Here is a 19,687-nt window from a genome sequence, read left to right as displayed (position 1 = left end):
GAGGCTGGACCATGCTGCAACAAAAAGTGTTAGCATCATTAGAATTTCATAAAGTAAAAGAAAAAGTCATGTCCTATACCGCATCCTCATTAGGAAAAGAAAGAGCGCAGGATTTAACGCCGCTGACGGATATAGAAACCATTCAGCATTTGCTGGAAGAGGTAGCAGAAGCACAGGATGTTATCCGCTTAAAGGGATCGGCGCCATTTGGCGGGCTGACGGATATTAGACGCGGGGTCAAACGGGCAGAAATCGGCAGTACATTAAGCCCGTCTGAGCTCATGGAAATTGCAGGACTATTATATGCTGTGAAGAATATGAAGCATTTTCTCAAGTCCATGTATGAAGATGGTGTAGACATACCACGACTTCATACATATGCAGAGACACTGATTTTACTGCCTGAAGTCAGAAAAGAAATCGAAAGCTGTATTGGTGATAATGGAGAAGTTCTCGACCATGCCACCCCGGCACTTCGTTCATTGCGCATACAATTACGTTCACTTGAATCAAAAGTTCGAGATAAATTAGAATCCATGATTCGCTCACAATCTGCTTCGAAAATGCTGTCAGACACGATTGTCACTATTCGTAATGATCGGTTTGTGATTCCGGTAAAGCAGGAGTACCGCTCGAATTACGGCGGAATTGTTCACGATCAGTCATCATCTGGGGCAACCCTTTTTATCGAGCCGCAAGTGGTCGTGGATTTAAATAACACCTTGCAGCAAACCCGTTTAAAAGAAAAACAAGAGGTCGAAAAGATCCTGCAAATGCTGACAGAGAGTGTGTCAGAACACATTGAGGAACTGCTTCACAATGTAAAGGAGCTTCAGACGTTAGATTTTATTTTTGCTAAAGCAAAATATGCAAAGGCAGAAAAAGCCACAAAGCCTGCTGTGAACGATCAAGGGGAAATTTATTTAAAGCGGGCAAGACATCCTCTATTGCCTAGGGATCAGGTTGTGGCAAATGACATCGAGCTCGGCAAAGATTTTTCAACCATCGTCATTACTGGCCCAAATACAGGGGGTAAGACAGTTACCTTAAAAACGCTTGGTCTTCTCACGCTGATGACGCAGTCAGGCCTTCATATTCCAGTTGAAGAAGGATCGGAAGTGGCGGTGTTTGACCAAGTCTTTGCTGATATTGGAGATGAACAGTCGATTGAGCAAAGTTTGAGTACGTTCTCATCTCATATGGTCAATATTGTGGATATCTTAAAGAATTTGACATCTAACTCACTCGTGTTATTTGATGAATTAGGGGCAGGAACAGACCCTGCTGAAGGTGCCGCGCTGGCCATGAGTATCTTAGATGAAGTGCATCAAACAAATGCACGCGTCATCGCAACGACTCACTATCCTGAGCTGAAGGCTTACGGGTATAACCGAGAAGGTGTCACAAATGCGAGCGTGGAGTTTGACATTGAAACCTTATCACCAACGTACCGCTTGCTCATCGGTGTGCCCGGACGAAGTAATGCATTTGAAATTTCTAAACGTCTTGGTTTGCCAGATCACCTCATTGACCGGGCAAAAGCGGATATGCATGCCGAACATAATGAAGTAGACCAAATGATTGCTTCATTAGAAGACAGCAAGAAACAAGCAGAAGAAGAGCTGCATGAAACAGAAGCCTATAGAAAAGAAGCAGAAAAGCTTCATAAAGAATTGCAGAGACAAATTCTTGAATGGAATGAGCAAAAGGACAAACTGCTAGAAGAAGCTGAACAAAAAGCAGCAGAAAAAATTGAACAAGCCTCAAAAGAAGCAGAAGACATCATTCAAGAGCTTCGGTCGATAAAAAATGAGCATCGCTCATTCAAAGAGCATGAACTCATCGATGCGAGAAAGCGTCTTGAAGAAGCAGTTCCTGAGTTTGACCGGAAGAAAAAGCCAGAGCCGGTGAAAAAAGCAGCAAGACAGCTAAAATCAGGCGACGAAGTGAAGGTGCTCACCTTCGGGCAAAAAGGAACGCTGCTTGAACAAACAGGTGACAAAGAATGGAGTGTCCAAATGGGCATTCTAAAAATGAAAGTAAAAGAAAAAGACATGGAATTTATCAAATCAGCACCTGAATTTAAACAGGAAAAAGCCATTACGGCAGTCAAAGGAAAAGACTATCATGTATCGCTTGAGCTTGACTTAAGGGGCGAGCGTTATGAAAATGCCTTAAGCAGAGTCGAGAAATATTTAGATGATGCTGTCTTAGCTGGTTATCCGCGAGTGTCAATCATTCACGGAAAAGGAACTGGCGCCCTTAGAAAAGGGGTTCAGGAATTACTGAAACAGCACCGAAGTGTGAAAAATGCTCGTTTTGGGGAACAAGGCGAGGGAGGATCAGGCGTTACCATCGTCGAATTAAAGTAAAAAGGAGAAAACGCATGAAAGCCTTTTGGGAAAATGAACTTGTGGAAATTGCCGCCTATTACAGCGTGGCCGTCCTATGTCTTGTCTTATTTCTAACCATTTTTGAACTCGTTACCTCCTATAAAAACTGGGAAGAGATCCAGCGTGGGAACTTAGCTGTTGCCATGGCAACAGGCGGAAAGATTTTTGGGATTGCGAATGTGTTTCAGCATTCAATTGCACAGCACAATTCCCTTCTGCAAATGGTTGGATGGGGCGTATACGGCTTTGTGATGCTGCTTGTCAGCTATTTCATTTTTGAATTTTTAACACCGCGATTTAAAGTAGACAAAGAGATTGAGAATGATAATAGAGCGGTCGGGTTTATTTCACTCATTATTTCAGTTGGGCTGTCTTACGTAGTAGCAGCCGGCATTTAAGGAGACGACATGGAAAAGCTAGCAAAAGTATTAATCGTAGTTGCCTGCACTTTTGCGGTCATTGGTGCCGTTTACATGTTCCTGTGAAATGAAGAAGACAAAGTGAGAAAGCTGTCAGGGGTCCCTTGGCAGCTTTTATCTCACCCAAAGGCGGCGAATCACATGAAGAAAATTCTGCAAAAAGACGAACTCATAAAGCGCATTGATACATGTCTCCAAATGACATCCCTGCCAAGAGACATATATGAACCGTATATTGCACGCCCATTTCAAACGACTGGATTTTTTGATGATTTGAGCCCTTATATTCAAATCGATCCGAGTGGCTATATTCTCATTCAATATGAACGAGGAATCCAAATGCTGCATAAAAGAACAAAAGCGGCGGATGAAGTCATTTACTGGATTTTAGAAGACACGATCTTTCTTACAGTCTACATAGACATGATGAGGCAGTATCAAGTCGACAACATCCAGACGCATTTACCTAATGACCCGAGTATCCATCAACAGATCGTGGAGAGAGTAAATGAGTCATTTCGTGCAATCGGTGGATTATATGAACAGTGGCATCATGAAGGAAAAAGAGCATCGATCGAAACACCAGCGAAGAAATAAAGATGGCATGGAACCAAGCTCTATTTGAAAAAAGCAAACTGCCTTAAGGAAAAGTTTGCTATAATAAAATAGTACGAAAGTTCAGGAAGGAGGGTTTTTATGCAATCAGATAAACGTTGGCTTCTGCATTACCCGAATCAAATTCCCCACGAACTCACCATCCCAAATGAGACGTTACAATCTTACTTATTCAGCTCCGCAGAGGCTGCACCTGAGCATACAGCCATTCATTTTCTAGGAAAAAACATCACCTATGAACAGCTCCAGGAAGAAGCATTGAAACTAGCTGGTTACCTGATGAAAATTGGCGTGAAAAAAGGCGACAGAGTAGCGATCATGCTGCCAAACTGTCCTCAATCTGTCATTTCTTATTATGCTGTTTTAATTGCAGGCGGCATTGTTGTTCAAACGAACCCGCTTTATACGGAGAAAGAACTGGCATATCAAATGGAGGACAGTGGCTCAAAAGTGCTGATTACACTGGATTTATTGTATCCAAAGGCCTATAAAATGAAAGCGCTGACAAGTATGGAGCACTTGATCATCACCAAACTACAGGATTATTTACCATTTCCGAAAAACATTCTGTTTCCTCTCGTCCAAAAAAGAAAAAATAAAATGGTCATCCAAGTAGAGAAAAGTGAGACCATTCATCACTTCTCACAAATCATGAAAGAATCGTCAGAAGAACAGATTCCGGCGCTTGCCTTTGAACCGAAAGAGGATGTCGCTGTTTTGCAATATACAGGCGGAACGACCGGTTTACCAAAAGGGGTCATGCTGACGCATGAAAATATTTTAGCGAATACTGAAATGTGCGCTTCTTGGATGTATAAAACGACAAGAGGCAAAGAACGAATCCTCGGCATCATTCCGTTTTTTCATGTATACGGAATGACGACCGTATTAAATCTTGCTGTCAAAGAAGGGCATTCAATGATTCTCCTTCCAAGATTTGACGCAGCTGATACCCTCAAAACGATTGAAAAACAGAAACCGACGCTCTTTCCAGGTGCACCCACCATGTATATTGCCTTGCTGCATCATCCGAACATTGAAAAGTATGACCTGTCGTCCATCACTGCATGTTTAAGCGGCTCGGCGGCTCTTCCTGTTGAAGTCAAACAGAGCTTTGAGAAATTAACAGGAGGGCGTTTAGTAGAGGGGTATGGTCTTTCAGAAACTTCACCAGTGACCCATTCTAACTTTTTATGGGGAGCGAACAAAACAGGCAGCATTGGCTGTCCGTGGCCTGGGACAGACGCAGGCATTTATTGCGAGGAAACGGGTGGCCTTAAAGAACCGTATGAGCACGGAGAAATTATCGTCAAAGGGCCGCAAATTATGAAAGGCTATTGGAATCAGCCAGAGGAGACAGCAGCTGTATTAAGGGATGGATGGTTTTTCACCGGAGATATTGGGTATATGGATGAGGACGGTTTTTTCTATATCGTTGACCGGAAAAAAGATGTCATTATTGCGAGCGGTTATAATATTTACCCAAGAGAGGTCGAAGAAGCCCTATATGAGCATGAGCTTGTACAAGAAGTCGTTGTCGCAGGTATACCAGATCCTTATAGAGGCGAAACAGTAAAAGCGTTTGTTGTACCGAAAAAGGATGCTTATTTAACAGAGGATGAACTCGATCGCTTTGTCAGAACGAGAATTGCTTCATTTAAAGTACCGCGCGTGTATGAATTTAAAGAATCACTGCCTAAAACGGCTGTCGGAAAAATTTTGCGCAGAGTATTAATTGAAGAAGAAAAAAGAAAGCAAGCTTCATCATCTGAGACACCTGTCGATCAATTGAAGAAATAACGGCCTTCATCATCCGGTCGAGCGGCCGGATGATTTGAATGATGACAGTCTGCTCTGGTATGATAAAGGTTGAAAAGAAAGAAGAAGATCACTTGACAAATCACCCGTTTCTTTTTAACATAAAGTTATGAATGAATGCTCATTCAATTTAGAAAGGGACGAAGCACATTGAAGCAGAAAAGACCGAAGTACATGCAAATTATTGATGCAGCAGTTGTGGTGATTGCGGAGAACGGCTATCATCAATCACAAGTTTCAAAGATTGCGAAACAAGCAGGGGTAGCAGACGGAACCATTTATCTTTATTTCAAAAACAAAGAGGATATTCTCATCTCATTGTTCAAAGAAAAAATGGGACAATTCATCGAACGGATGGAGACAGATATTCAAAAGAAGCCGTCTGCAAAAGAAAAGCTTCTACTGTTGATTGAGGAGCATTTTCGCATGCTGGCGCAAAATCATCATTTGGCTCTTGTGACACAGCTTGAACTCAGGCAGTCAAACCTTGAGCTGCGGCAAAAAATCAATGAGGTGCTAAAAGGGTATTTAAATATGCTCGAGTCGATTTTAACAGAAGGAAAGAAAACAGGAGAATTCAGACAAAATTTAGATGTCCGCTTAGCAAGACAAATGGTATTTGGGACGATTGATGAAACCGCAACAACATGGGTCATGAATGATCAAAAATATGATCTGCCTGCACTCGCAGAAAGTGTACATGATCTGCTGTTAAACGGAATACATCAATCCTAAAGACAATGTGAAAAAGGATGATTGACATGGAAAAAATACTCAGCTTACATCATGAAGGACAGACAGCGCTCATCACGATTCAGAACCCGCCTGCAAATGCCTTATCCTCTCAGCTGCTCACTGAGCTTAATGACATGTTTGATAAGCTCGAACAGAATGAAGAAGTAAGAGCGATTGTGATCCACGGAGAAGGCAGATTCTTCTCAGCAGGTGCTGATATTAAAGAATTTACGACTTTACAGGAAGAGTCTGATTATGCAAGCCTCGCTGATAGAGGACAGCAAGTCTTTGAACGGATTGAACAGTGTCCAAAGCCAGTCATTGCCTCGATTCACGGAGCAGCATTAGGCGGAGGCCTTGAGCTTGCTATGTCTTGTGATATCCGAATCGCAACAAAAGATGCAAAGCTTGGACTGCCAGAACTAAACCTCGGCATTATTCCAGGATTCGGCGGCACGCAGCGCCTCCCTCGCTACGTTGGTTCTGCTAAAGCGCTTGAAATGATGGGAACAGCTGAACCGATTACAGGTGAAGAAGCATTTACGTGCGGCCTTGTTACAAAGCTGGCAGAAACAGAGGAAGAAGCGCTCGAAGCGGCTAAAACACTTGCGGGGAAATTTGCCGCGAAAAGCCCAAAATCACTTGAATATGTGCTTGATTTATTGAACGCCACAAAATTGTATTCATATGATGGCGGAATGAAGCTGGAAGCCAAAAAGTTTGGTGAGGTTTTCCAATCAAATGACGCCAAAGAAGGCATCCAGGCCTTTATAGAAAAGCGCAAACCGAACTTTAAAGGGGAATAAGGGATAAGTACGACACAAGGGGGAGAAATAAATGAATATATTTGTTTTGATGAAGCGTACGTTTGACACGGAAGAGAAAATTTCGATTCAGTCTGGTGCAATTCAAGAAGATGGAGCAGAGTTCATTATTAATCCTTATGACGAGTATGCCATTGAAGAAGCCATTCAGCTTCGCGATGAGCACGGGGGAGAAGTGACCGTTGTGACAGTTGGCGGTGAGGATGCAGAGAAACAGCTGAGAACAGCGCTTGCTATGGGCTGTGACAGGGCCGTCTTATTAAACGTCGAAGATGACTTAGAAGAGTGGGACCAATATTCAGCTTCTACCATTCTTTATCACTATTTAAAAGACAAAGAGGCTTCCTTGATCTTAGCAGGGAATGTAGCAATTGACGGCGGCTCTGGACAGGTAGCACCGCGTCTTGCTGAATTACTCGGTTTTTCATATGTGACTACGATAACAAGTATTCAAATTGACGGCGGCTCTGTATCGATTGAACGAGATGCAGAGGGGGATGTGGAAGTCATTTCTGCCGAACTCCCGCTTGTCGTCACAGCTCAGCAAGGACTCAATGAGCCTCGCTATCCATCATTACCAGGCATTATGAAGGCAAAGAAAAAGCCTTTAGAAGAATTGGAACTTGATGATTTAGATCTGGATGAAGACGATGTACCATATAAAATCAAAACAATTGAACGTTTCTTACCGGAGAAAAAAGAGGGTGGCAAGGTGCTGAGCGGCGAGCTTCAGGATCAAGTCAAAGAACTGACAGATCTACTCAGAAATGAAGCAAAAGTCATCTAAACATCCACTTTACGATATCACGAGAACAAGGGGGAGCTTAAAGATGAGTAAAAAAGTTGTTGTACTTGGCGAAAGTCGTGACGGTAAATTAAGAAATGTGACATTTGAAGCCATTGCTGCCGCTCACAAAGTGGCAGATGGCGGTGAGGTCATTGGCGTGTTAATAGGGGATGACGTCAAAGACCTAGCAGATGAACTGCTTTACTATGGAGCGGATCATGTCATGATTGTGGAGCATCCGCACCTTTCATATTATACGTCAGATGGTTTTGCGCAGGCACTTCAAGCCATATTAGATCAGGTCGATCCGGATGCTGTGCTCTTTGGCCATACGTCGATCGGAAAAGACTTGTCGCCGAAAATAGCTGCACGTCTCCAGACTGGCTTGATTTCAGATGCGATCGATGTAAGCGTTACCGGTGAACATCTTGTTTTCACTAGACCGATTTACTCTGGAAAAGCTTTTGAAAAAGTCATTTCGACAGACCGCCTGCTTCTAGCAACCATCCGGCCAAACAACGTGGCACCACTTGAGCGTGATGCGTCACGAGGCGGAGAAGTCACGCCGGTTTCTGTCGATATTCAGAACCTTCGGACGATCGTGAAGGAAGTCATTAAAAAAACGTCAGAAGGTGTAGATTTATCGGAAGCAAAGGTCATTGTTGCTGGAGGGCGCGGGGTTAAGAGCAAGGAAGGCTTTGAACCGCTGAATGAACTCGCTGAGACGCTGGGGGCAGCAGTCGGAGCCTCGCGCGGAGCCTGTGACGCTGACTATTGTGATTATGCCCTGCAAATTGGTCAGACGGGAAAAGTGGTCACACCTGATCTTTATATTGCATGCGGGATATCAGGAGCGATTCAGCATTTAGCGGGAATGTCTAACAGTAAAGTCATTGTGGCAATCAACAAAGACCCAGAAGCGGAAATTTTCAAAATCGCCGATTATGGAATCGTTGGTGACTTGTTTGAAGTGGTACCGCTTTTGAATGAAGAGTTAAAAAAGATGAATATCCACTCGTAACGCTCATACACTCAGAATGCCTAGGTATTCTGGGTTTTTTTGTATGTGATCAAGCAGAAAAGGAGCGGTTGACAAGTGAAGGGGACAGTAAAAGTCAATGACGTGATCGGACGCATTTCTAAACACATTTATGGGCACTTTCAAGAGCATTTAGGAAGAGGGATTTATGACGGGATTTGGGTAGGAAAAGACTCAGAGATTGATCATATTGAAGGGATTCGTACCGATGTGCTAAAGGCGCTTCAAGCATTACATATTCCGGTGCTGAGGTGGCCGGGGGGCTGCTTCGCAGACGAGTATCACTGGGCAAATGGTGTAGGTGATCTCAGTGAACGAAAGCCGATGGTCAATACCCACTGGGGTGGTACGGTTGAATCTAATGCATTTGGGACACATGAATTTATGACATTGTGTGAGCTGCTTGAATGTGAGCCTTACATTTGCGGCAATGTGGGAAGCGGGTCTGTTCAAGAATTAGCCGATTGGGTCGAATACATGACATTTCCAAAAGGGACACCTATGTCAGACTGGCGCATTCAAAATGGAAAACAAGAACCTTGGAAGCTGACCTATGTTGGTGTAGGCAATGAAAGCTGGGGCTGCGGCGGGAATATGACGCCTGAATACTATGCAGATTTATATAAACGCTATCAAACGTACGTAAGAGAATTTGCAGGGCAGCGTATTTATAAAATCGCCTGCGGTGCGAACTCTAATGACGTGAATTGGACAAAAGTATTGATGGAGCGGGCTGCACCGTGGATGGATGGGCTCAGTTTACATTATTACACTGTACCTGGTACATGGGAGAAGAAAGGATCAGCGACTGAATTCGATGAGGATGAATGGTTTATCACGCTGAAAAAGGCCTATGAGATGGAACGGCTTGTCGAAGACCATGGAGAAATCATGGATCGTTATGACCCAGACAAGCGAATCGGGATGATTATTGATGAATGGGGGACATGGTATGATCCAGAGCCAGGAACAAATCCTGGGTTTTTATATCAGCAAAACACACTAAGAGACGCCCTTGTGGCCGCCCTCCATTTTCATATTTTTCATCGCCATTGCGAGCGGATTCATATGGCAAATATTGCTCAGACGGTCAATGTGCTGCAAGCGATGGTATTAACAAAGGACGAAAAGATGCTTCTTACACCTACGTATCATGTATTTCACATGTTTCAAGTGCATCAAGAGGAAGAAGCGCTTGAAGTGGAGTTCGTTTCACCGCCGTATGAACGAAGAGGTGAAAAAATTCCTCAGGTCAGTGTGTCAGCCTCACGTTCATCAGGTAAGATGCATATTAGCTACTGTCATCTGAATCCGCATGAAAAAAGAGAGATATCCCTTGCCATTGAAGGGATTGATGAACAAACGAAAGTCACTGGACGTGTGCTGACGGCTGATCGCATGAATGCGCATAATACATTCGATGATCCTCATTTTGTTCAGCCAAAAGACTTTCAGCAAATGACTGTAAAGTCCGGCGAATTAACGGTGGAGCTGCCGCCAATGTCAGTGGTCATGATTACTGTCGACCTCGCTTAATTGCATATTTCGATGTTTGATGAGAAGAATGTTGGGGCATCATACATTGTAAATGAAGCGGAAAGGGTGTCATGTCATATGCTTAGAACCATTCTAATGATCATCGGTGCGATTGTTGTTATTGGTGCGATTATACGGTTTGTTTTTTAATTCATTTCCTAAAAAATGATTCGTAAGCATTTCATTCGCAAGTCACATTGGTAGATGCTATACTAAAAAGCATAATTTACATTGGAGGAATGAATAATGGCAATCGTAAAAGCTACTGACGCAACATTTTCACAAGAAACTGCAGAAGGTGTTGTTCTTGCAGACTTTTGGGCACCATGGTGTGGACCTTGTAAAATGATTGCTCCAGTTCTTGAAGAACTTGATCAAGAAATGGGCGACAAAATGAAAATCGTAAAAATTGATGTAGACGATAACCAAGAAACTGCTGGTAAATACGGCGTTATGAGTATCCCAACACTTCTTGTTTTAAAAGACGGTGAAGTTGTAGAAACTTCTGTTGGTTTCAAACCAAAAGAAGCACTTGCTGAACTTGTCAACAAACATCTATAAACCGATCTATGTCCAAGCGGCATAATCATTGAAGCGGTTCTCGTAAAGACGAGAGCCGCTTTTCTTTCAGCATGGTATAAAACAAATGTTCGTGATACACTAGAAGGAGTGAAAGAGGAAAACAAGGACGGATGAAAATATGAACAAACTAATTAAAGAAAAGCTGTCAGTCCTGCCGGATCAACCAGGCTGTTACTTAATGAAAGATAGACAAAATACGATCATTTATGTAGGAAAAGCAAAGGTTTTAAAAAACAGGGTGCGCTCTTATTTCACTGGATCACATGACGCCAAAACGCAGCGGCTTGTCAGTGAAATTGAAGACTTTGAATACATTGTCACCTCTTCTAATATCGAAGCGCTTATTTTAGAACTGAATTTAATCAAAAAATATGACCCAAAATACAATGTCATGCTCAAGGATGACAAGACGTATCCTTTTATAAAAATTACGAATGAACGCCATCCTAAGCTGATCGTCACCCGCAATGTAAAAAAGGACAAAGGAAAATATTTCGGTCCATACCCAAACGTACAAGCAGCTCGAGAAACAAAAAAGCTGCTCGACCGCCTATATCCACTGAGAAAATGCGCCACCCTTCCTGACCGCGTCTGTCTTTATTATCATCTTGGACAATGTCTTGCGCCATGTGTGTATGACATTTCCGAGGAAACGAATAAGCAGCTCGTGGACGAAATCACAAGGTTTCTAAACGGGGGACATCAGCAAATCAAAAAAGAACTCACCGAAAAGATGCAGGAAGCCGCTGAAAATTTAGAGTTTGAACGGGCAAAAGAACTAAGAGACCAAATCGCATATATCGACTCAACGATGGAAAAACAGAAAATGACGATGAGTGATTTATCAGATCGAGATGTCTTTGCCTATGCCTATGATAAAGGCTGGATGTGTGTCCAAGTTTTCTTTATCAGACAGGGGAAATTGATTGAACGTGATGTCAGCTTGTTCCCTATGTATCAGGACCCTGAGGAAGAGTTCCTCACGTTTATGGGGCAATTTTATGAAAAGAACAACCATTTTCTGCCGAAGGAAATTTTGGTGCCGGACAGTGTTGATCAAGAGATGATTGAGCAATTGCTTGAGACGAACGTTCACCAGCCGAAAAAAGGAAAGAAAAAGGATCTGCTTTTACTTGCCCATCAAAATGCCAAAATCGCTTTAAAAGAAAAATTTTCGCTCATTGAGCGTGATGAAGAGCGGACAATTGGTGCGGTGAAGCAGCTCGGGGATGCGCTTAATATTTATATGCCATACAGAATCGAGGCATTTGATAACTCAAATATTCAAGGAGCAGACCCGGTTTCTGCCATGGTCGTCTTTCAGGACGGGAAACCCTATAAAAAGGAATACCGAAAATACAAAATAAAAACCGTCTCAGGGCCAGATGATTATGCATCCATGCGTGAAGTCATTAGAAGACGATATACCCGTGTGTTAAAGGATGAACTGCCGCTGCCAGATTTAATTTTAATTGACGGAGGAAAAGGACAGATCAACGCAGCCATCGATGTGCTTGAAAATGAATTGAATCTGTCTGTCCCAGTCGCAGGTCTTGTAAAAGATGAAAAACACCGGACTTCAAATCTTATGATGGGAGATACACTTGAAATTGTTGCGCTGGAGCGGAATAGCCAGGCCTTTTACTTATTGCAGCGCATTCAAGATGAAGTGCACCGCTTCGCCATTAGCTTTCACAGGCAGCTCCGCGGAAAAAATGCATTCCAGTCTATTTTAGACGATGTACCAGGTATCGGAGAGAAGCGTAAAAAGCAGCTCCTCAAACATTTTGGCTCTGTGAAAAAGATGAAAGAAGCCTCTATCCAAGACTTTCAGGAGGCTGGCATTCCGAAACAGACGGCTGAACTTTTAATGGAAGCATTAAAAAAATAGATTGTACTTTTACCAAAAGTCTGTTAAGATGTGACTAATTTAATAAATGAACGTGTTGTTTGTTGAAGATAGAGGTGCGAACTTCAAGAGTAAGCCTTCGGAGATCGATGGGATCTAAGAAGAGGGCTGAAAGGGGAGCGTCGCCGAAGTGAATAAAATCCACTCATTTTATTCGCTGGCTGTACATTGAAGAAATGTAGGGCTGTCAAGAATTCATTTCTTGGAGGGCTATCTCATTGTTTGCATCGTTTAATGATGATTTTAAAGCAATGGGAGATTTGTTCTCTCATTGCTTTTTTATTTGCAGTGAGCGGCCAGTCTCCAAAGCTGCCTCTTCTCTCACACGTGAACTTTTGAAAAAGGGTGGTAGACATGGGACTAATTGTACAAAAATTTGGCGGAACTTCCGTTGGATCGACAGAAAAAATTCGCAATGCCGCAGAGAGAGTGATCGCTGAACGCGAGGCAGGACATGATGTGGTTGTGGTTGTATCAGCGATGGGCAAATCAACGGATGTTCTAGTAGACTTAGCGAAAGAACTCACAGACGATCCAAGCAAAAGAGAAATGGATATGCTGCTCGCAACGGGTGAACAGGTGACCATTTCATTATTAGCGATGGCGCTCCAAAGAAGAGGTTATGATGCCATTTCCTTTACAGGCTGGCAGGCTGGTATGAAAACAGAGCATGTACACGGAAATGCAAGAATCGTGGACATTGATGAATCAAGAATAAAAGAGGAATTAAGTGCGGGGAAAGTCGTTGTTGTGGCAGGCTTCCAAGGAATTGCAGATGACTTACATATCACAACTCTTGGCCGCGGCGGATCAGATACAACAGCTGTGGCACTGGCTGCCGCACTAAAAGCTGATAAATGTGATATATACACTGATGTACCAGGAGTGTTTACGACAGATCCGCGTTATGTATCATCTGCGCGGAAACTTGCAGGCATTTCATACGATGAGATGCTTGAGCTGGCTAATTTAGGAGCTGGGGTTCTGCATCCAAGAGCTGTTGAATTTGCGAAAAATTATCAAGTCCCGCTAGAAGTCCGTTCTAGTATTGAAAATGAATCGGGTACGTTAATTGAGGAGGAATCATCCATGGAACAAAACTTAGTCGTCAGAGGCATTGCATTTGAAGATCAGATTACACGTGTGACAGTGTGCGGGCTTTCAAGCGGTTTAACAACATTATCGACCATTTTTACGACGCTTGCGAAACAGAATATCAATGTCGATATCATCATTCAGTCTGCCACAAGCACCAATCAGACGTCGATCTCTTTCTCTGTGAAAACGGATGATTTGTCCAAAACAGTTGAAGTATTAGAAGAATATAAAGGGGCGCTTGGCTACGAGCAGATTGAGACAGAAAGCAAATTAGCGAAAGTATCCATCGTGGGATCTGGAATGGTCTCAAATCCAGGGGTAGCTGCTGAAATGTTTGCTGTGTTAGCGCAAAAAGACATTCAAGTGAAAATGGTCAGTACGTCTGAAATCAAAGTCTCAACGGTCGTTGGCCGTGATGATATGGTCAAAGCGGTTGAAGCGCTGCATGATGCGTTTGATTTATCAAAGGTGAGCGCCGCTGCGCACTCTTAAAAAGGTAAAGAGGTGATCTCATGAAAGAGGGTCGCCTCTTTTTTCTATATGGAAACGGCTGAAACGGGCGTAAACCTATTCATTAAGTATGCTATGATAGATGTAGACATATAAAAAGGCGTGACCTGAAGTCCGCGCCTTTTATAAAGAGTATTAGCTAGGGTCTCTTAAATCCCATTTAACGGTTAAAATGACTTTCTCAGCACGCTTTTTCACTTGTTCGTAGGATTCAGCTACGTGCTCATTTAGAAGCTGAATTTGTTCAGCAATAAAACCCGCTTCCATCTGAAAGCATGGCTCCTTTTGATAGGTGAGTCGATTGGATACTAGTGGACCTTCGAGCTCAAACTCAATTTCCTGTTTTTTCGAATGGACCATCGTGAGAGTCCCCCATCCGGCATCATGGAAAAATTCGGGGATCTTTTCCCATGACTCTTGAGGAAATTTACGAGCAAGCAGTTTACCCGCAAAATACATCATAGATGAATGGTCCTGACCAAGAATATCAGGCAGCAGAACTTCGCGTATCAGCTCGTAGGCAAATCCATTGACTTCAATTTCTTTTAGCTGTTCTAAGTTAGATTCGAATTTATTCATTGTACGGCTCCCCTCTTTCAACAATTTATTATAGCTTATGTGGGCATATGATGACAGAGTTTTCCCTGAAGTCTAAGAAATTCTTATTGTAGTAAAACGAATTTTGATTTAAAACTTTTAAATTTCGGAAAATTTTAATTTATGTACGCGGTTTCTTGACGCTTTTTTGACATAGGAGTAAAATGAAATTGTCAATAAATTTGAATAAAGTGCTTACAATTGAAAGAAGCGGGGGTAAGACAATTTTCAAGCAATTGCACTTTTTTTACTAGGGGGTAAAGTAATGTCGGGGAACAAAGAATTTTTTTATCGGAGATTGCATTCTTTGCTTGGCGTCATTCCGGTCGGTCTATTTTTAATACAGCACTTAGTGGTTAACCACTTTGCGACAAATGGACCAGAGGCGTTTAACAAAGCTGCACACTTTATGGAACAGCTTCCTTTCAGATATGCACTTGAGCTGTTCGTGATTTTCTTACCACTGATCTATCATGCTGTTTATGGGGTGTACATAGCCTTTACGGCACAAAACAACACGTCTCGCTTCAGTTACTTAAGAAACTGGCTGTTCAGATTGCAAAGGATTTCAGGTATTATCACATTGATTTTTGTCTCTTGGCACGTATGGGAAACACGAATTCAAGCTCAGCTTGGAGCTGAAGTCAACTATGACATGATGGCGAATATTTTAAGCTCTCCATTTATGCTAGGCTTCTATATTGTCGGCGTTTTATCTACTATTTTCCACTTTGCTAATGGCTTGTGGTCATTTGCTGTCAGCTGGGGAATTACTGTTTCACCACGCTCACAACGAATCTCCACATATGTGACATTAGGTATATTTATAGCGCTTTCATATGTAGGGCTAAGAGCAATTTTCGCTTTTGTTTAAGAGGAAATAGATTAGTAGAAGAGGGAGAGGGGCTACAATGAGTAATTCTAGCATCATCGTTGTCGGAGGCGGCTTAGCTGGTCTCATGGCAACTATTAAAGCAGCAGAAGCGGGAACAGCTGTTCAACTATTTTCAATCGTACCTGTGAAACGTTCGCATTCTGTATGTGCACAGGGCGGAATCAACGGAGCGGTCAATACAAAAGGTGAAGGGGATTCACCTTATGAGCATTTTGATGACACGGTTTACGGCGGAGATTTCTTAGCCAACCAGCCGCCAGTAAAGGCAATGTGTGAAGCAGCACCGTCCATTATCCACTTACTTGATCGTATGGGTGTTATGTTTAATAGAACACCAGAGGGATTATTGGACTTCCGCCGCTTCGGGGGAACACAGCACCACCGTACAGCGTTTGCTGGAGCTACAACAGGCCAGCAGCTATTATACGCACTGGATGAGCAGGTTCGCCGCTATGAAGTAGCAGGACTTGTCACGAAATATGAAGGCTGGGAATTCCTTGGCGCCGTTTTAGATGACGAGGAAGTATGCCGCGGGATTGTCGCGCAGAATTTGACGACAATGGAAATTGAATCTTTCCGTTCAGATGCAGTCATCATGGCAACAGGCGGTCCTGGAATCGTTTTCGGTAAATCAACAAACTCTATGATTAACACTGGATCTGCAGCATCTATCGTCTATCAGCAAGGTGCACATTATGCAAATGGAGAATTCATTCAAATTCACCCAACAGCGATCCCAGGAGATGACAAGCTTCGTCTTATGAGTGAATCAGCTCGTGGTGAGGGCGGACGTGTTTGGACATATAAAGACGGGAAGCCTTGGTACTTCCTTGAAGAAAAATACCCAGCATACGGGAACCTTGTACCGCGTGACATCGCAACGCGTGAAATCTTTGACGTATGTGTCGAGCAAAAGCTTGGCATCAACGGAGAGAACATGGTATATCTTGATCTTTCTCACAAAGATCCAAAAGAGCTTGATATTAAGCTTGGCGGAATCATTGAAATCTATGAAAAATTCATGGGTGACGACCCGCGTAAGCTGCCGATGAAAATCTTCCCAGCTGTTCATTACTCTATGGGCGGATTATGGGTCGATTATGATCAAATGACGAATATCAAAGGTCTATTCGCTGCCGGAGAATGTGATTACTCAATGCACGGCGGAAACAGACTTGGTGCAAACTCACTTCTTTCTGCGATTTACGGCGGAATGGTCGCTGGACCAAATGCGGTGAAGTACATTAACGGTCTTGAAAAATCTGCGGAAGACCTTTCTTCTGCACTATTTGACAGCGCCGTGAAGAAAGAGCAAGAGAAATGGGACAACATCCTCAGCATGGACGGAACAGAAAATGCGTACGTGCTTCATAAAGAGCTTGGTGAATGGATGACGGATAACGTTACAGTGGTTCGTTACAATGACAAACTCTTAAAAACAGATCAGAAGATCGAAGAACTAATGGAGCGCTACAAGAAGATCAACATCAATGATACCGCATCATGGAGCAACCAAGGCGCTGCCTTCACGCGTCAGCTTGACAACATGCTACAACTGGCAAGAGTCATTACGATCGGGGCATATAACCGGAATGAAAGCCGAGGCGCACACTATAAACCGGAATTCCCAGAAAGAAACGATGAAGAATTCCTTAAAACAACGATGGCTACGTTCAAAGGGAAAAATCAAAAGCCTGCATTCCACTATGAGGACGTCGATGTATCGTTAATTGCACCTCGTAAACGAGATTACTCGAAGAAAAAGGTGGAGAAATAAGATGAGTGAAAAAAACACAATTCATTTCATAATCACACGTCAAGATACAGCAGATGGAAAGCCTTATGATGAGGAATTCGAAATCCCTTACCGTCCGAATATGAACGTCATTTCTGCACTCATGGAAATTAGACGTAACCCGGTCAATAAACAAGGTGAAAAAACAACGGCGATCAACTGGGATATGAACTGTCTTGAAGAGGTGTGCGGAGCTTGTTCCATGGTCATTAATGGAAAACCGCGTCAGTCATGTACAGCCTTGATTGACCAGTTAGATCAGCCGATCCGTCTCCAGCCGATGAAGACATTCCCGGTCGTGAGAGACTTGCAGGTTGATAGAAGCCGCATGTTCAACTCCTTGAAAAAAGTAAAAGCATGGGTGCCGATCGATGGCACATATGATCTTGGACCTGGACCAAGAATGCCTGAGAAAAAACGTCAATGGGCGTATGAGCTTTCTAAATGTATGACATGTGGTGTCTGCCTTGAAGCTTGTCCAAACGTAAATGATAAGTCTTCCTTTATGGGCCCTGCACCGCTTTCGCAAGTACGTCTATTTAACGCACATCCGACAGGTGCGATGAATAAGTCTGACCGTCTAGAAGAAATTATGGGTGACGGTGGTCTTGCGAACTGCGGGAACTCTCAAAACTGTGTGCAGGCTTGTCCGAAAGGAATCCCACTGACAACGTCAATTGCAGCACTTAACCGAGATACAACATTACAAGCTTTCCGTAACTTCTTCGGAAGCGATCACGCAGAATAACATCACATTCAGTCCTCTTTGTCAATCATGATGAGTGTTTACAAGAGGCTGGATGGAACACAAAATAAACGCCTCTTCCAATATGGGAGAGGCGTTTATTGATGAATAAGGAGATGATGAAGTGAGACTTCCGTCATATATTGAGGAACCATTTGAAGAATGGAGAGCATCTTTTCGATTTTATGTCGAAACGACTGTCCGTTTTTCAGAAACGGATATGTTTGGCCATATGAACAATGTTACTCCATTTGTGTATTTTGAAGAAGCACGGATCGCCTTTTTTCAAAAAACGGGAATTGTTGATAAACGAATGAAACGAGTGAAAGAGACAATTACAGTCGTGGCAAACCTGCAATGTGACTACATCAAACAGGTGGAGATTGGGGAGAGGCTTCGTGTGTATGTAAAGCCGGAAAAAGTCGGATCAAGCTCACTTATCCTTCATTATTTAGGAGAAAACGAGCAGCAGGAACCATGCTTTACAGGCTCAGTCACCATGGTGCAAATTAATAAAGAAACAGGCGCTTCTGTTCCATTTACAGAGGAAGAAAAAGAAACATTTCAAGCTCAACGAAATAAGTAACATAGAGCTCTCATCATCGTGTAAGCTTCATTTTGTTATAATAAAAGGATCATATCAAGAAGAAACAAAAGGAGAACACATGAAGATTTTTCAATATGACACCATTGATAGTACAAATAATGAAGCAAAAAGGCTTATGCAAATAGGAGAAAAACCCTCATTTGCTGTCTATGCACATCAGCAGACAGCAGGAAGAGGCAGGCTAGGCAGACCGTGGGAAACGCCTGCAGGGAATGTCGCTTTGACCATGACGGTTTTGCCGCCACAAGAACTCTCCACCCAGTCAACGATTGCTCCGCTGACGGCACTAGCGATCTACGATGTACTCAAACCTCTCATCAGGGATGAGGATCAACTGGCGATCAAATGGCCAAACGATATTCTTATTAATGAGGCAAAAATATCAGGCACATTGATTGAAGCGGACCGTAACGCCATTTATATCGGGGTTGGCATCAATGTGAAGACAAAGCCGGAGCATGTTCCGTACAAAACCATTTGCCTATCAGAGCTTACAGAGGTAAAAGCCGATCAGCTTGTGAAGGAACTTGCCAAGGCTTTTGAAAAATATCATACACGCTGGAAGAATGAAGGGTTTGAAGCACTCACTGCCCTTTACAATAAACGATTATATCGTCTTCATAAACCGCTGCGGATTTCGTTAGACCGTGAAAAACAAACATGGGAAGAGGGCATTTGCTGCGGAGTCAACCGCTACGGTCATCTCCAGCTCAAAGATGAGAAAGGGCAGATAAAAGCTCATTCTGCCGGTGATATTGATGCACCGCTTCAGCATTAAAAAAA

18 protein-coding genes and 1 riboswitch are annotated in these 19,687 nt (G+C 43.0%); of the genes, 17 read left to right on the top strand and 1 reads right to left on the bottom strand.

Features of this window, described 5'->3' with window-relative positions; translation table 11 throughout:
- Positions 1-14 precede the first annotated feature (14 nt).
- The 12 genes from NSS76_RS13365 to NSS76_RS13310 all read left to right on the top strand — a co-directional run bounded on the left by NSS76_RS13365 (position 15) and on the right by NSS76_RS13310 (position 14,247).
- Positions 15-2,372: an endonuclease MutS2 gene (locus tag NSS76_RS13365; protein WP_341082703.1), complete on the top strand. Its 2,358-nt coding sequence runs from the start codon at positions 15-17 to the stop codon at positions 2,370-2,372.
- Between the two features lie 14 nt (positions 2,373-2,386).
- Positions 2,387-2,791: a DUF350 domain-containing protein gene (locus NSS76_RS13360; protein WP_007501637.1), complete on the top strand. Its 405-nt coding sequence runs from the start codon at positions 2,387-2,389 to the stop codon at positions 2,789-2,791.
- Between the two features lie 162 nt (positions 2,792-2,953).
- Positions 2,954-3,409 (top strand): immunity 63 family protein, encoded by a 456-nt coding sequence (locus NSS76_RS13355; protein WP_122631840.1) that lies wholly within the window; start codon positions 2,954-2,956, stop codon positions 3,407-3,409.
- A 99-nt stretch (positions 3,410-3,508) separates the two neighbouring features.
- Positions 3,509-5,227, top strand: a complete 1,719-nt coding sequence (locus NSS76_RS13350) for an AMP-binding protein (RefSeq protein ID WP_135032563.1) — start codon at positions 3,509-3,511, stop codon at positions 5,225-5,227.
- 168 nt (positions 5,228-5,395) lie between these two features.
- Positions 5,396-5,980, top strand: coding sequence for a TetR/AcrR family transcriptional regulator (locus NSS76_RS13345; protein ID WP_024427175.1), 585 nt, complete (start codon positions 5,396-5,398; stop codon positions 5,978-5,980).
- A gap of 26 nt (positions 5,981-6,006) precedes the next feature.
- Positions 6,007-6,786 carry an enoyl-CoA hydratase gene (locus NSS76_RS13340; RefSeq protein ID WP_025092456.1) on the top strand — a complete coding sequence of 260 codons (780 nt, stop codon included), beginning with the start codon at positions 6,007-6,009 and terminating at the stop codon, positions 6,784-6,786.
- 31 nt (positions 6,787-6,817) lie between these two features.
- Complete coding sequence (locus NSS76_RS13335) at positions 6,818-7,591, top strand: electron transfer flavoprotein subunit beta/FixA family protein (protein WP_024427173.1); 774 nt, start codon at positions 6,818-6,820, stop codon at positions 7,589-7,591.
- 43 nt (positions 7,592-7,634) lie between these two features.
- A complete protein-coding gene (locus tag NSS76_RS13330) occupies positions 7,635-8,612 on the top strand; it encodes an electron transfer flavoprotein subunit alpha/FixB family protein (RefSeq protein WP_073206874.1) in 978 nt (325 codons plus the stop codon).
- Positions 8,613-8,687: 75 nt separating this feature from the next.
- A complete protein-coding gene (locus tag NSS76_RS13325; RefSeq protein ID WP_341082382.1) occupies positions 8,688-10,166 on the top strand; it encodes an alpha-N-arabinofuranosidase in 1,479 nt (492 codons plus the stop codon).
- Between the two features lie 246 nt (positions 10,167-10,412).
- Positions 10,413-10,727, top strand: coding sequence for a thioredoxin (trxA, locus tag NSS76_RS13320; protein ID WP_007501629.1), 315 nt, complete (start codon positions 10,413-10,415; stop codon positions 10,725-10,727).
- 139 nt (positions 10,728-10,866) lie between these two features.
- The gene (gene uvrC / locus NSS76_RS13315) at positions 10,867-12,639 is read left to right on the top strand and encodes an excinuclease ABC subunit UvrC (protein ID WP_024423216.1); all 1,773 of its coding nucleotides are present in this window, start codon (positions 10,867-10,869) and stop codon (positions 12,637-12,639) included.
- A 61-nt stretch (positions 12,640-12,700) separates the two neighbouring features.
- Positions 12,701-12,878: riboswitch (Lysine riboswitch) on the top strand.
- Positions 12,879-13,011: 133 nt separating this feature from the next.
- A complete protein-coding gene (locus NSS76_RS13310) occupies positions 13,012-14,247 on the top strand; it encodes an aspartate kinase (protein ID WP_044335318.1) in 1,236 nt (411 codons plus the stop codon).
- Between the two features lie 153 nt (positions 14,248-14,400).
- On the opposite strand, the gene NSS76_RS13305 is transcribed toward NSS76_RS13310, so the two are convergent.
- Positions 14,401-14,844, bottom strand: coding sequence for a YslB family protein (locus tag NSS76_RS13305; protein ID WP_024423214.1), 444 nt, complete (start codon positions 14,842-14,844; stop codon positions 14,401-14,403).
- Between the two features lie 283 nt (positions 14,845-15,127).
- Between NSS76_RS13305 and NSS76_RS13300 the strand changes: the two genes are divergently transcribed.
- From NSS76_RS13300 to NSS76_RS13280, 5 genes are all read left to right on the top strand, one after another.
- Positions 15,128-15,736: a succinate dehydrogenase cytochrome b558 subunit gene (locus tag NSS76_RS13300; protein WP_024423213.1), complete on the top strand. Its 609-nt coding sequence runs from the start codon at positions 15,128-15,130 to the stop codon at positions 15,734-15,736.
- 37 nt (positions 15,737-15,773) lie between these two features.
- Complete coding sequence (gene sdhA, locus NSS76_RS13295) at positions 15,774-17,534, top strand: succinate dehydrogenase flavoprotein subunit (protein WP_024423212.1); 1,761 nt, start codon at positions 15,774-15,776, stop codon at positions 17,532-17,534.
- A gap of 1 nt (position 17,535) precedes the next feature.
- Entirely contained in the window at positions 17,536-18,300 is a 765-nt protein-coding gene (gene sdhB / locus NSS76_RS13290; protein ID WP_041115060.1) for a succinate dehydrogenase iron-sulfur subunit, read from the top strand.
- Positions 18,301-18,421: 121 nt separating this feature from the next.
- Positions 18,422-18,883 carry an acyl-CoA thioesterase gene (locus NSS76_RS13285; protein WP_044335316.1) on the top strand — a complete coding sequence of 154 codons (462 nt, stop codon included), beginning with the start codon at positions 18,422-18,424 and terminating at the stop codon, positions 18,881-18,883.
- Between the two features lie 79 nt (positions 18,884-18,962).
- The gene (locus tag NSS76_RS13280) at positions 18,963-19,682 is read left to right on the top strand and encodes a biotin--[acetyl-CoA-carboxylase] ligase (protein WP_044335313.1); all 720 of its coding nucleotides are present in this window, start codon (positions 18,963-18,965) and stop codon (positions 19,680-19,682) included.
- Positions 19,683-19,687 lie beyond the last annotated feature (5 nt).

The organism is Bacillus sp. FSL R5-0654 (genome assembly GCF_038008745.1).
Taxonomy (GTDB): Bacteria; Bacillota; Bacilli; order Bacillales; family Bacillaceae; genus Bacillus; species Bacillus safensis.
The sequence above is the reverse complement of the archived record's forward strand: the minus strand, read 5'-3'. Positions and strand labels throughout refer to the sequence as shown.

What these genes read in the sequence shown, in the direction of transcription:
- NSS76_RS13330 (WP_073206874.1), top strand. Translation starts at nt 7,635, where the DNA reads ATGAGTAAAAAAGTTGTTGTACTTGGCGAAAGTCGTGACGGTAAATTA.
- NSS76_RS13360 (WP_007501637.1), top strand. Translation starts at nt 2,387, where the DNA reads ATGAAAGCCTTTTGGGAAAATGAACTTGTGGAAATTGCCGCCTATTAC.
- uvrC (WP_024423216.1), top strand. Translation starts at nt 10,867, where the DNA reads ATGAACAAACTAATTAAAGAAAAGCTGTCAGTCCTGCCGGATCAACCA.
- NSS76_RS13280 (WP_044335313.1), top strand. Translation starts at nt 18,963, where the DNA reads ATGAAGATTTTTCAATATGACACCATTGATAGTACAAATAATGAAGCA.
- NSS76_RS13310 (WP_044335318.1), top strand. Translation starts at nt 13,012, where the DNA reads ATGGGACTAATTGTACAAAAATTTGGCGGAACTTCCGTTGGATCGACA.
- NSS76_RS13350 (WP_135032563.1), top strand. Translation starts at nt 3,509, where the DNA reads ATGCAATCAGATAAACGTTGGCTTCTGCATTACCCGAATCAAATTCCC.
- NSS76_RS13300 (WP_024423213.1), top strand. Translation starts at nt 15,128, where the DNA reads ATGTCGGGGAACAAAGAATTTTTTTATCGGAGATTGCATTCTTTGCTT.
- NSS76_RS13355 (WP_122631840.1), top strand. Translation starts at nt 2,954, where the DNA reads ATGAAGAAAATTCTGCAAAAAGACGAACTCATAAAGCGCATTGATACA.
- sdhB (WP_041115060.1), top strand. Translation starts at nt 17,536, where the DNA reads ATGAGTGAAAAAAACACAATTCATTTCATAATCACACGTCAAGATACA.
- NSS76_RS13340 (WP_025092456.1), top strand. Translation starts at nt 6,007, where the DNA reads ATGGAAAAAATACTCAGCTTACATCATGAAGGACAGACAGCGCTCATC.
- NSS76_RS13305 (WP_024423214.1), bottom strand. Translation starts at nt 14,844, where the DNA reads ATGAATAAATTCGAATCTAACTTAGAACAGCTAAAAGAAATTGAAGTC.
- NSS76_RS13335 (WP_024427173.1), top strand. Translation starts at nt 6,818, where the DNA reads ATGAATATATTTGTTTTGATGAAGCGTACGTTTGACACGGAAGAGAAA.
- trxA (WP_007501629.1), top strand. Translation starts at nt 10,413, where the DNA reads ATGGCAATCGTAAAAGCTACTGACGCAACATTTTCACAAGAAACTGCA.
- sdhA (WP_024423212.1), top strand. Translation starts at nt 15,774, where the DNA reads ATGAGTAATTCTAGCATCATCGTTGTCGGAGGCGGCTTAGCTGGTCTC.